The sequence below is a fragment of the Rhodococcoides trifolii genome, assembly GCF_014635345.1.
Taxonomy (GTDB): Bacteria; Actinomycetota; Actinomycetes; order Mycobacteriales; family Mycobacteriaceae; genus Rhodococcoides; species Rhodococcoides trifolii.
In genome coordinates this window covers 465,858-478,349 of record NZ_BMCU01000002.1, presented here as the reverse complement: position 1 = coordinate 478,349, position 12,492 = coordinate 465,858, and the positions used below count along the sequence as shown (strand labels likewise).

The window sequence follows — 12,492 nt, the reverse complement described above, 5'->3', positions numbered from 1 at the left end:
ACAACAGATGCGTCCGGTTCTCGTTCTACAAGGAGGCATTCATCGTGCGAGTGGTCATTGCAGGTTCGTCCGGGCTCATCGGAACCTCCCTGGTTGCGGCTCTACGCAGCAAGGGCCACGAGGTGGACCGCCTGGTGCGTCGGCGTCCCGCCGGCCCCGACGAAGCACAGTGGGACCCCGAGAGCGGATCCCTCGACCCGTCCGTGCTGAAGGGCGCCGACGCGGTGGTCAATCTGTGCGGTGTCGGCATCGGTGACAAGCGATGGACGGGCGCCTACAAGCAGGCCATTCGCGACAGCCGCATCACCCCGACCGACGTTCTCGCGCGCGCCGTCGTGGATGCGGGGGTCTCCACCCTCGTCAACGCAAGCGGAATCAACTTCTACGGCGATACCGGCGACCGAACGGTCGACGAAACGTCACCCGTCGGAACGGGTTTCCTCGCCGAGGTGTGCCGCGACTGGGAAGATGCGACGCGTCCTGCGGTGGAGGCCGGCGTCCGAACAGTCACCTTGCGAACCGCAGCAGTCCTGTCCCGTCGCGGGGGCATGATGGGCAAGTTGCGACCCCTCTACCTGTTCGGTCTGGGTGGCCGGTTGGGCAGTGGTCGTCAGTACTTCCCGTGGATCACTCTCGCCGACGAGGTGGGCGCAATCGTGTTCGCCATCGAGAACTCGGCGGTGAGCGGCCCACTGAATCTCGCGGGTCCCGCCCCGATCACGTTCGCGCAGTTCAATTCTGCGATGTCGAAGGCCGTGCACCGGCCGGCGCCGTGGATCGTTCCGGGGTTCGTGATCTCGGCGATCATCGGCGAGTTCGCGAACGAGGCGATCCTGTCGGGTCCGCGTGCAATTCCGGCGGCACTGGAGAAGGCCGGATACGCGTTCGAGCACAACACGATCGGCGAGGCACTCGCCGCAGTGACCTCATGACCTCCGCACGCGCCAGCACCGATCCGGTCGTGGTTCGCGAGCTGGGTACCATCGACTACCTCGACGCGTGGGACCTGCAGCGGTCGATCGCCGAGCAGCGCGCCGTGGGTGCGGGCAGTGACACGTTGCTGTTGCTCGAGCACCCTTCCGTGTTCACTGCGGGCCGCCGGACTGCCGACACCGATCGCCCCACCGACGGCACTCCGGTCATCGACGTCGACCGTGGCGGCAAGATCACCTGGCACGGCCCGGGTCAGCTCGTGGGATATCCCATCGTGGCGCTGGCGTCGCCCATCGACGTGGTGCGCTATGTACGACGCCTCGAGCAAGCGCTGATCACGGTGTGTACCGACCTCGGTCTTCGGTGCGGCCGCGTCGAGGGCCGGTCGGGTGTCTGGTTCTCTTCGGGAGTCGTCGGCGGTGTGTGGCAGCCCGAACGCAAGGTTGCTGCCATCGGCGTGCGCGTGCAGAAAGGTGTTGCGCTGCATGGCTTCTCCCTCAACTGCAACCCGTCGCTGGAGTCGTTCGGCACCATAGTTCCGTGCGGAATTCCGGACGCCGGGGTGACCACGCTTTCGAACGAACTGGGTCGAGACGTCGACGTCGCCGAGATGATTCCCCCGGTCACGGCGGCGATCACGGCCGCTCTGGACGGCGAGATCGAGGTGGTCGAGCACAATATCGAGCGCGTTGAAATCTCCACGTCAGGACGCCAACCGGAGTTCACCACGATGAGGTTCGGCGCGTAGCCTGGACACCGTGACTGTCGCACCCGAAGGCCGCAAACTTCTCCGCCTCGAGATCCGAAACGCGGAGACCCCCATCGAACGCAAACCGAGTTGGATCAAGACTCGCGCGAAGATGGGCCCCGAATACTCCGAGCTCAAATCCCTGGTGAAACGCGAAGGCTTGCACACGGTGTGCGAGGAAGCGGGTTGCCCCAACATCTTCGAATGCTGGGAAGACCGCGAGGCGACGTTCCTCATCGGCGGGGAACAGTGCACTCGCCGCTGTGACTTCTGCCAGATCGACACGGGCAAGCCGGACGATCTCGACCGCGACGAGCCCCGCCGCGTCGCCGAATCCGTCCAGGCGATGGGTCTGCGCTACTCCACGATCACCGGTGTCGCACGCGACGACCTCGACGACGGCGGCGCCTGGCTCTACGCCGAGACGGTCCGCGAGATCAAGCGCATCAATCCCAACACGGGCGTCGAGTTGCTGATCCCCGACTTCAACGCCAAGCCCGACCAGCTCGCCGAGGTGTTCTCCTCACGCCCCGAGGTGCTCGCGCACAACGTCGAGACGGTCCCCCGTATCTTCAAGCGCATCCGGCCGGCCTTCCGGTACCAGCGCAGCCTCGACGTCATCACCGCAGCCCGCGACGACGGTCTGGTCACCAAGTCCAACCTGATCCTCGGCATGGGCGAGACGTTCGACGAAGTCACGCAGGCGATGCAGGACCTGCACGACGCCGGATGCGACATCCTCACCATCACCCAATACCTGCGTCCCTCGCCGCGGCACCATCCGGTCGACCGGTGGGCAAAGCCGGAAGAATTCGTCGAGCACTCCAAGGCCGCCGAGGCCATGGGATTCGCCGGTGTGCTTGCAGGACCGCTCGTGCGCTCCTCGTACCGCGCCGGCCGTCTGTACGCACAAGCGATGGCGCATCACGGTCGCGAGTTGCCCGAGTCGATGGCTCACCTCACCGAAGGTGGCGAGGCGTCTCAGGAAGCCAGCTCGCTGATGGCGCGGCTGGCCCGGTAATTCACTCCCGGGTGAGCTGAGCGCCTATTCTGTGACGTATGGCGAAAGGCACTAACGCAAAGCCCTCCAAGGAGGCCAAAGCTGCGGCGAAAGCTGCACGCAAGAAGGCATCGAAGGAGCGGCGCTCACAGCTCTGGCAGGCGTTCCAGCTGCAGCGCAAGGAAGACAAGCTGCTGCTGCCCTTGATGATCGGGTCGATCGTCGGGCTCGGACTGATCTTCTTCCTGATCGGCCTCGCCTTCGGAATTCCGTGGCTTCTGCTGCCGATCGGCATCCTCGTCGGTGTTCTGCTTGCGTTCGTCATCTTCGGGCGACGCGTGCAGAAGTCGGTGTACGGCAAGGCCGAGGGTCAGCGCGGTGCGGCTGCATGGGCACTCGACAACCTGCAGGGGTCGTGGCGAGTGTCGAACGCGATCGCCGGCACCACTCAGCTCGACGCCGTCCACCGCGTCATCGGTCGTCCCGGCGTCATCCTCGTGGCCGAAGGTGCGCCTCAGCGCGTGAAGTCACTGTTGGCGCAGGAGAAGAAGAAGACGGCTCGGCTCGTCGGCGACACCCCGATCTACGACATCGTGGTCGGCAACGACGAGGGCCAGGTTCCCCTCTCGCAGCTCCAGAAGTACATGAGCAAGCTGCCCAAGAACATCGACAGCAAGCGCATGGACAGCATCGAGTCCCGTCTCGCGGCACTCGGTAAGCGCGGCGGACCGGCGCTCCCGCAGGGCCCGATCCCCGGCGGCGCCAAGATGAAGGGTATGCAGCGCACGATGAAGCGCCGCTAGTCCTACCGCGAGTAGACAGGCCTACCGCGAGTAGACAGGCCTAGCGCGAGTACACCAGCGCCGTCCCCGTCGCCCTGTCGTGCATCCCGCGACTGTCCACGTCGGTGACGACGGCCGGGACCACGAAGACGATGAAGAACGTGCGAACCAGTGCTCGAACGAAGCCGACGCGGCCCGGGCCGTCGACGCGCGCGACCTGAATCCCCATGCACAGCTGCCCGGGGGTGAACGAGAACAGGCTCACGCTCGCCACGCCGACGACGAACCACACGCCGAGGGTGATGGTGGAGATCGATCCGCCGACGTTTCCGCCGAGGATCAGCGCGGAGACTCCCAGGCACATCAGCCAGTCGATGAAGATCGCGGCCACGCGCCGCGGAGTGGGCGCCAGCGCGCCGGGACCGAACTTCGGCAGGCCCAGGTTTTCACCCTGATATGCCTGCTCCTTGCGTTGGCCGTCCGGAAGAGCTGCGCTCGGACCGGACAGCCAGGATCCCGTCATGCGTGCCATGTCGTCGCTCCCTGTGTCATAGAGTCCAGGATAGGTGGACACGCCGAGGACGTCCGAAACACAGTGCGGACACCGAGGCGTAACACCGATGAAACAGAAGGTTGACGACTGCGCAATACCGCGTCCCTACCGTCGGCGGGGCGCAGCCGCACGTGGTCACACGTGCGCACGGCTCATGAGCCAACTGCTTTACGGAATCGACATCGAAGGAGTACGAGCGTGGCGTTCAGCACGGCCGAAGACATCATCAAGTACATCGAGGAAGAGAAAGTCGAGTACGTCGACATTCGCTTCACCGATCTTCCCGGCATTCAGCAGCACTTCTCCATCGCCGCCAAGGCGTTCACCAAGGACACGATCGAAGACGGTCTGGCGTTCGACGGTTCCTCCGTCCGCGGCTTCCAGTCCATCCACGAGTCGGACATGATTCTGCTGCCCGATTACGGCACCGCGCAGATCGACCCGTTCCGGCACGCGAAGACGCTGAACCTGGACTTCTTCGTCCACGACCCGTACACCCGCGAGTCCTACAGCCGCGACCCCCGCAACGTCGCCCGTAAGGCCGAGGAGTACTTGGCCAGCACCGGTATCGCCGACACCGCGTACTTCGGTCCTGAGGCCGAGTTCTACATCTTCGACTCGGTGCGCTACGACTCGCAGATGAACGGTGCGTTCTACGAACTCGATTCGAGCTCGGGCGCATGGAACACCGGCGCCGAGACCGAGGCCGACGGTTCGCCGAACCTCGGTTACAAGGTTCGCCCCAAGGGCGGTTACTTCCCCGTCGCGCCGTACGACCACTACGTCGACATCCGCGACGCCATCTCCACCAACCTGCAGAACGCCGGCTTCGAGCTCGAGCGTGGGCACCACGAGGTGGGCACCGGTGGCCAGCAGGAGATCAACTACAAGTTCAACACCATGCTGCGCGCAGCCGACGATCTGCAGCTGTTCAAGTACATCGTCAAGAACACCTGCTGGCAGCACGGCAAGTCGGCGACGTTCATGCCGAAGCCGCTCTTCGGTGACAACGGCTCGGGCATGCACGTGCACCAGTCGTTGTGGAAGGACGGCAAGCCGCTCTTCTACGACGAGAAGGGCTACGCCGGTCTGTCGGATCTGGCCCGCCACTACATCGGCGGCATCCTGCACCACGCGCCGTCTCTGCTGGCGTTCACCAACCCGACGATCAACAGCTACCACCGCCTGGTGCCGGGCTACGAAGCCCCCATCAACCTGGTGTACTCGGGTCGTAACCGCTCCGCTGCGGTCCGTATCCCCACCACGGGCAACAACCCGAAGGCCAAGCGCCTCGAGTTCCGCGCACCGGACGCGTCGGGCAACCCGTACCTGTCGTTCGCCGCGCAGATGATGGCCGGCCTCGACGGCATCAAGAACAAGATCGAGCCGCTCGCTCCCGTCGACAAGGATCTCTACGAGCTCCCGCCCGAGGAAGCGAAGAACATCCCGCAGGCACCCACCTCGCTCCCCGCGGTCATCGACCGCCTCGAGCAGGATCACGAGTACCTCACCGCCGGTGGCGTGTTCACCACCGACTTGATCGAGACCTGGATCTCGCTCAAGCGTGAGGCGGAGATCGCACCGGTGAATCTTCGTCCGCACCCGTACGAATTCCAGCTGTACTACGACTGCTGAGTCCGTTCCGAATCCCGAAATGCCCGTTCCGACCACCGTCGGAGCGGGCATTTCGTCGTTTAAGGTGCACATTTGCGCAATCTCGCGTTTGATTGTCGTTACGCGGGGTACAGATGACCATCCGGTTTAGCCCTCGAGCCGAAGGACCACAACTGCATGGACGCACTATGGAATTTCATAGTGGGTCGACGTCAGCAATTACTCGTCGACTCCTATCTGCATGTCTCAGCAGTGATTCAGTGCGTGATCATCGCAACGATCATCGGCGTCCTGGTCGGGATCGTGGTGTATCGCAGCCCGATCGGGTCGACCGTTGCCACCGCACTCGCGAGCACCATCTTGACCATTCCGTCCTTCGCGCTGCTGGGACTTCTCATTCCCATTCTCGGACTGGGTGTCCCACCCACGGTGACGGCCTTGGTTCTCTACGCGCTGCTGCCCATCATCCGTAATACCATCGTCGGTCTGGCCGCCGTCGACCCCGCAATCAGCGATGCCGCAAAGGGAATCGGCATGAACCGGGTGAAAGTGCTTCGCAAGATCGAACTTCCGCTCGCGTGGCCTGCGATCCTCACCGGTATGCGCGTGAGCACGCAGATGGCGATGGGCATCCTGGCCATCGCCGCGTACGCCAAGGGGCCGGGCCTGGGAAACCTGGTGTTCTCCGGCCTGTCTCGCGTCGGCAGCCCCACCGCTGTTCCACAGGCCCTCACCGGCACCGTCTTCATCGTCATTCTGGCGCTGGTTCTCGACGGCATCTACGTTCTGATCGGCAAATTGACCACCTCGAGGGGTATCCGTGAGTGACTCGACCAGCAAGACAACCGTTTCCGGTGCCGAGATCGTTCTCGAAGGCGTCACCAAGAGCTACGCCGGCCAGAAGGCACCCGCTGTCGACAACGTGTCGATGACGATCCCGGCCGGTGAGGTCGTCGTTCTCGTCGGCCCGTCCGGCTGCGGCAAGACCACGACGATGCGCATGATCAACCGGCTCATCGAGCCCACGTCGGGTCGCATCACCATCGGCGGCAAGGACGCGCTGTCGATCGATCCGAACGAGTTGCGCCGCACCATCGGTTACGCGATTCAGCAGTCGGGCCTGTTCCCGCACATGACGATCGCGCAGAACGTCGGCATGGTGCCTGGTCTCATCGGGTGGGACAAGAAGCGCATCAACGCCCGCACCGACGAGATGCTCGACCTCGTGGGACTCGATCCCGGCCAGTACCGCGGCCGCTATCCCCGCCAGCTTTCCGGTGGACAGCAGCAGCGCGTCGGTGTGGCTCGCGCTCTCGCCGCCGATCCGCCGGTTCTGTTGATGGACGAGCCCTTCGGCGCCGTGGACCCCATCACTCGCGGTCTGCTGCAGGACGAGTTGATGCGTCTGCAGGCCGAACTGGGCAAGACCATCGTGTTCGTCACCCACGACTTCGACGAGGCCGTCAAGCTCGGTGATCGAATTGCCGTGCTGGGCAACCAGTCCGCGATCCTGCAGTACGACACTCCGGAAGCCGTGTTGGCCAACCCCGCCGACGAGACCGTTGCCGGATTCGTCGGTGCGGGTGCAGCTCTCAAACAGCTCACTCTGATGCGGGTACGCGACATCGAATTGTCCGACGTGCCCGTAGCCCTGGAAACCGATCCGGTGTCCACTCTCGGTGACGCACTCGGCAACGACCCGCAGGCATGGGGACTCATCCTCGACGATCGCAGGCGTCCGGTCCGCTGGACCGACCGCCGCCACCTCGCCGGCGCGAGCAGCCTCCAAGGCGTCGGAGTGCCGATGGGCGAGCTGGTGTCGACCCAGTCCACGCTCCAGGACGCGCTCGAAGCCCTTCTCGCGGAAGGCAACGCGACGGCGACCGTGACCGGCATGCGCGGTGAATACGTCGGAACGGTCACCATCGAGGCGTTGATCGACACCATCCGCACCATCCGGTCCGAGCACGCTCACGATCACGACGAGGACACTGCGTCCCGGGCACCGGTGAGCACCTCATGAGCCAAGAAGTCGACGTCGTCATGGACACGCCGCCGGAGGAGCAGGCTCGGCCCGCTAAGACTGCCGAGCGCATCCGGCTGTTCGCGCAGCCGGCCATCGTCGTCGTGGTCACCGCGATCCTGCTCGTCTACACCTTCACTCGCGATCTCACTGCGACGCAGAAGGAGACGCTCAACTTCTCCACGATTTCCGGTGCTGTGACCACTCACATCGTGATCACGTTCGTGGTCACGGCGATCGTGCTGGCCATCGCGGTCCCGCTCGGAATCATTCTGACGCGCAAGGGATACGACAAGCTGGCGCCGATCTTCATCGGCATCGGCAACATCGGGCAGGCCGCACCGGCTGTCGGTCTTCTCGTGCTGTTCTTCCTCGCGACGGGCAAGACCGGGTTCTGGATCGGCGTCCTGCCGATTGCGTTCTATTCGCTGCTTCCGGTGCTGCGCAACACGATGCTCGGTTTCCAGCAGGTCAACCCCAGCTACATCGACGCCGCCAAAGGTCAGGGAATGTCGTCCGGCGGCATTCTGTGGCGTATCGAATTCCCGCTCGCGGTGCCGTACATCCTGGCGGGGCTGCGCACCTCGCTGGTTCTCGCCGTGGGTACCGCAACCCTGAGCTTCCTCGTGGGAGCCGGCGGACTCGGCATCCTGATCGACACGGGGTACAAGCTCAACCAGCAACTCATCCTCGTGGTGGGAGCTGTTCTCGCCGTGGCGCTTGCGCTGCTGATCGACTGGTTCGGCGCCCTCGCCGAGCGCTTTCTGGGACCGAAAGGCCTTCGATGAAGTTTGCCAAGAGCGTCGGTGCGCTCGGTTGTGTTGTCCTCGTCGGTCTCTCGTCCGCATGCGGCCTCCAGTCGGGCGGCGCTTTGCCCCTGTCGGTGGAACCCGGCAGCATCAAGCCCATGCCGGGCCTCGAAGGCGCGGAACTGACCGTCGGATCGAAGGACTTCACCGAGCAGATCATTCTCGGGTACATCCTCGAATTCGCGTTGGCTGCAGGCGGAGCGGACGTTCGAGACCTCACGAACATTCAGGGGTCCAACAGCACGCGCCAAGCCATGATCTCGGGTCAGGTCGACGTCACGTACGAGTACACCGGCACCGGGTGGGTCAACTACCAAGGCAACGAGAAGCCCATTCCGGACGCGACGGAGCAGTTCGTCGCCGTGCGTGATGCGGACGTGGCGAACGGCATCACGTGGGTCAATCCTGCGCCCATGGACAACACCTACGCCCTGGCGATGAATCAGCAGACCGCCGACGCCACCGGGGTCAAGACGTTGTCCGATTACGCCGCGTTGGCCAACAGCGATCCCGCTGCCGCCCAGACCTGTGTCGAATCCGAATTCAACTCCCGCCAGGACGGTTTCCCCGGAATGGCTGCCACCTACGGTTTCGACGCGGCTGCCGTGCCGCGCGAGATTCTGCAGACCGGCATCATCTATCAGGCCACCGCCGACGGTTCGCAATGCAAGTTCGGTGAGGTCTTCACCACCGACGGCCGTATCAAGGGCCTGAACCTCGTTCTGGTCGACGACGACAAGGCGTTCTTTCCCCGCTACAACGCCACCGTCGTCATGCGCTCCCCCATCGCCGAGCAGTACCCCCAGATCGCCGAGATCACGGCGCCGATCTCGGCGGCGTTGACCAACGACGAGATCACGGAACTGAACAAGCAGGTCGACGTCGACGGACGCGAGCCCGCCGACGTGGCACGCGACTGGATGGTGAAGGAAGGCTTCGTGACCGCCGGGAGCGACTAGCCCTGCAGTCCGCCGAAGGTCCTCTCCACCACTGCTTTCGCGCGGCGCGTCACCCGCAGGTAGTTGTCCAGGAATTCCCCTGCGTCGTCGCTGGACCACCCGGCCACCTGCGCCACCGCGGACAGGATCTTGCCCTGACCCGGAAGCTGGTCGGTGGGTTTGCCTCTCACGAGGACGAGGGCGTTACGGGCCTTCGTCGCGGTGAGCCACGCCTGGCGGAGCAGGTCGACGTCCCCGGGACTCATGAGCTCGGCGGCACCGATGGCGTCGAGCGACTGCAACGTGGACGTGTTGTGCAGCGCAGGAATTCGGTGCGCGTGCCGCAGCTGGATGAGCTGTACGGTCCACTCGACATCGGCGAGTCCGCCGCGACCCAATTTGGTGTGTGTGGTCGGATCCGCGCCCTTCGGCAACCGTTCCGCGTCGACACGGGCCTTGATGCGCCGAATCTCGCGGACGGCGTCCTCCGACACTCCACCCTCGGGGTACCTGACCTTGTCGGCCATGAGCAGGAATCGCACGCCGAGATCCTGGTCGCCGGCGACCTGGTGCGCTCGCAGCAGTGCCTGCACTTCCCACGGCTGCGCCCACTGCGAGTAGTACGAGTCGTAGGCGGACAGGGTGCGGACGACCGGCCCGTTACGCCCCTCGGGACGAAGTCCGGTGTCGACCTCGAGCGGCGGGTCCTGGCTCGGCGACCCCAACAGCTTGCGCACCCGATCGGCAATCGTGTTGGCCCACTTCACCGCGTCCGAATCCTCGTTGTCCCCGACGGTTTCGCACACGAAGAGCACGTCCGCATCGGAGCCGTAGCCGAGTTCGTTGCCTCCCAGCCGGCCCATGCCGATGATGGCGATGGTTGCCGGCGCAGGTTCTCCTCGTTCGGCCACACTGGCACGCACGGCAGCATCGAGCGCGGCGTTGATCACGGCGGACCACACCGACGACAGCGCGCGGCACACTTCGGGTACGTCGAGCAGACCCAGGATGTCGGCCGAGGCGACCCGCGCCAGTTCGTAGCGCCGCAGTGATCGTGCGGCGCCGACAGCGCGTACCGGGTCCTCGTAACGAGCAGACGAGGCGAGAATCGCGCCGTAGGTCTCCACCGGGTCCACGTCGAGCAGGCGCGGCCCGGTCGGACCGTCCGCGAACAGTCGAATGACCTCGGGTGCGTTCTGCAGCACGTTCTGCAGATACGCAGACGATCCGAGCACCTTCATGAGCCGGTAGGCGACCGGCCCCTCGTCGCGGATCAGACGCAGGAACCACGGCTGATCCGCCATGGACTCGGACAGCCGGCGGTAGGCCAGCAGACCCGCGTCGGGATCCGGTGTCTCGCCGAGCCATTCGAGCAACGTCGGCAGAAGCACCGATTGGATTCGCCCGCGGCGTGCGCCCATGCCGACCAACGCCGAGAGGTGCCCCAGGGCGTTCTCCGGCGTCGAGTACCCGAGTGCGGAGAGCTGCCGAGTGGCGGAGCCGGGGCTCAGATGCAGCGATTCGGCGTCCATGCTGGCGACCGATTCCAGCAGCGGGCGGTAGAACAGGCGCGCGTGCAGCCGGCGAATACGCATGGCGTTGCGCTTGATCTCCTCGCGCAGGACACCGAGCGAGTCGTTGATCCCGTCGGGACGCATGTGGGCGGCGCGTGCGAGCCAGCGCAACGCCTCCTCGTCGTCGGGCGGCGGAAGGGTGTGTGTGCGTTGCATCTTCTGCAGCTGCAGACGGTGCTCGATCAACCGCAGGAATTCGTACGACGCGGTGAGGTTGGCTGCGTCGTCGCGACCCACGTACCCACCGTCGGCCAGGGCGGCCAACGCGTCGACGGTTCCGGCGCGGTGCAGGGAGTCGTCGAACCGCCCGTGCACCAATTGCAGGAGCTGAACGGCGAATTCGACGTCCCGCAGACTGCCGCGGCCGAGCTTGATCTCGCGCTCGCGCAGTTCCGCGGGCACCATGTCCTCCACGCGCCGGCGCATGGCCTGCACTTCGGGAACGAAGTCCTCACGTTCGGATGCAGTCCACACGAACGGGTTCACCGCGTCGGTGTACGCGGTGCCGAGGCCCGGATCACCGGTCATGGCACGCGCTTTGAGCAAGGCCTGGAACTCCCAGGTCTTGGCCCATCGCTCGTAGTACGCGATGTGCGAGTCGAGGGTGCGCACCAGTTCGCCCTGTTTGCCCTCGGGGCGCAGCGCGGCGTCGACCTCGAAGAACGCCGACGATCCCACGCGCATCATTTCACCGGCGAGGCGGGAGCCCAGTGCGTTCGCCGGCTCGCACACGAACACGACGTCGACGTCGGAGACGTAGTTGAGCTCTTGCGCACCGCATTTGCCCATCGCGATCACGGCGAAACGCACTGGACACGGATCACTCGGGAACGTGACGGCTACCGCCACGGACAGCGCCGCGGTCAGGGCGACGTCGGCCATGTCCGAGAGGTGGCGACTGACCACCTCGTAGGGGACCACCGGTTCGTTCTCCACGATGGCCGCGAGGTCGGCTGCGGCGAGCAGCATGAGTTGGTCGCGGTAGGCCCGGCGCAGCGCGATGATCGCCGGCGGGCCGGTGATCGCGGCACGGAAGAGATTCTCCGATGCGTTCGGCCCGGTTTCCGGTGTCGCATCGACCACACCCAGAAACGACTGTCTCAGTTCGTCTTTGGTCGGGAGCACCGTGCGGTAGGTGGCCAGCATGCGCCATTTGGACGCGTCGGAGACGAGGTGGTCGGCCAGCTCGCTCGACGAGCCGATCAACGCGAACAACCGCCCCCGCAGCTTCTTGTCGCTGCGCAGTTCCGAGTCCAGTTCGGCCCATTCGCCACCGAGGACGTCGAACAACCGCACCAGGGTGCGTAGCGCCAGGTCGGCGTCGGGAGATCGCGACAGCGACCACATCAACTCGACGCTGTCGGCGGTGTCCCAGCCCAGCCGAGACAGATCGGCCGGAGCCGTCTTCTTCACCAGACCGAGGCGGCCCGCACTCGGGATGACCGAGCGGGAATCCGGGGGCGTCACCTTGCGGTCCTACACGTGGTGGTCGTCGTACACGGGGTCGTAGAACGCAGT

11 protein-coding genes are annotated in these 12,492 nt (G+C 65.0%); 9 read left to right on the top strand and 2 right to left on the bottom strand.

All coding sequences use genetic code 11. The features are described from left to right. Window positions 1-44: 44 nt before the first annotated feature. Genes IEW02_RS09430 through IEW02_RS09415 form a run of 4 tightly spaced genes read left to right on the top strand, consistent with a single transcriptional unit; the run spans window position 45 to window position 3,484 of the window. Entirely contained in the window at window positions 45-932 is an 888-nt protein-coding gene (locus IEW02_RS09430; RefSeq protein ID WP_188544546.1) for a TIGR01777 family oxidoreductase, read from the top strand. Next, window positions 929-1,681 carry a lipoyl(octanoyl) transferase LipB gene (lipB, locus tag IEW02_RS09425; protein ID WP_188544545.1) on the top strand — a complete coding sequence of 251 codons (753 nt, stop codon included), beginning with the start codon at window positions 929-931 and terminating at the stop codon, window positions 1,679-1,681. Before IEW02_RS09430 ends, lipB begins: the two co-directional genes overlap by 4 nt. 10 nt (window positions 1,682-1,691) lie before the next feature. Then, complete coding sequence (lipA, locus tag IEW02_RS09420; RefSeq protein WP_188544544.1) at window positions 1,692-2,702, top strand: lipoyl synthase; 1,011 nt, start codon at window positions 1,692-1,694, stop codon at window positions 2,700-2,702. A gap of 38 nt (window positions 2,703-2,740) precedes the next feature. After that, on the top strand, window positions 2,741-3,484 hold the full coding sequence (locus IEW02_RS09415; RefSeq protein WP_188544543.1) for a DUF4191 domain-containing protein: 744 nt from the start codon (window positions 2,741-2,743) through the stop codon (window positions 3,482-3,484). A 40-nt stretch (window positions 3,485-3,524) separates the two neighbouring features. Here IEW02_RS09415 and IEW02_RS09410 read toward each other — a convergent pair whose 3' ends face one another. After that, the gene (locus IEW02_RS09410; protein WP_188544542.1) at window positions 3,525-3,995 is read right to left on the bottom strand and encodes an RDD family protein; all 471 of its coding nucleotides are present in this window, start codon (window positions 3,993-3,995) and stop codon (window positions 3,525-3,527) included. A 219-nt stretch (window positions 3,996-4,214) separates the two neighbouring features. Between IEW02_RS09410 and glnA the strand changes: the two genes are divergently transcribed. The 5 genes from glnA (at window position 4,215) to IEW02_RS09385 (ending at window position 9,421) form a co-directional block, all read left to right on the top strand. Continuing rightward, the gene (gene glnA, locus IEW02_RS09405) at window positions 4,215-5,651 is read left to right on the top strand and encodes a type I glutamate--ammonia ligase (RefSeq protein WP_188544541.1); all 1,437 of its coding nucleotides are present in this window, start codon (window positions 4,215-4,217) and stop codon (window positions 5,649-5,651) included. Window positions 5,652-5,807: 156 nt separating this feature from the next. Continuing rightward, on the top strand, window positions 5,808-6,458 hold the full coding sequence (locus IEW02_RS09400) for an ABC transporter permease (protein ID WP_188544540.1): 651 nt from the start codon (window positions 5,808-5,810) through the stop codon (window positions 6,456-6,458). Next, a complete protein-coding gene (locus IEW02_RS09395) occupies window positions 6,451-7,653 on the top strand; it encodes an ABC transporter ATP-binding protein (protein WP_188544539.1) in 1,203 nt (400 codons plus the stop codon). The genes IEW02_RS09400 and IEW02_RS09395 overlap by 8 nt, the downstream gene beginning before the upstream one ends. Further along, entirely contained in the window at window positions 7,650-8,441 is a 792-nt protein-coding gene (locus IEW02_RS09390; protein ID WP_371829926.1) for an ABC transporter permease, read from the top strand. Before IEW02_RS09395 ends, IEW02_RS09390 begins: the two co-directional genes overlap by 4 nt. Further along, a complete protein-coding gene (locus tag IEW02_RS09385) occupies window positions 8,438-9,421 on the top strand; it encodes a glycine betaine ABC transporter substrate-binding protein (protein ID WP_188544538.1) in 984 nt (327 codons plus the stop codon). Before IEW02_RS09390 ends, IEW02_RS09385 begins: the two co-directional genes overlap by 4 nt. On the opposite strand, the gene IEW02_RS09380 is transcribed toward IEW02_RS09385, so the two are convergent. After that, the gene (locus tag IEW02_RS09380; protein WP_188544537.1) at window positions 9,418-12,441 is read right to left on the bottom strand and encodes a bifunctional [glutamine synthetase] adenylyltransferase/[glutamine synthetase]-adenylyl-L-tyrosine phosphorylase; all 3,024 of its coding nucleotides are present in this window, start codon (window positions 12,439-12,441) and stop codon (window positions 9,418-9,420) included. The two genes, IEW02_RS09385 and IEW02_RS09380, sit on opposite strands and share 4 nt — an antisense overlap. Window positions 12,442-12,492: the final 51 nt, after the last annotated feature.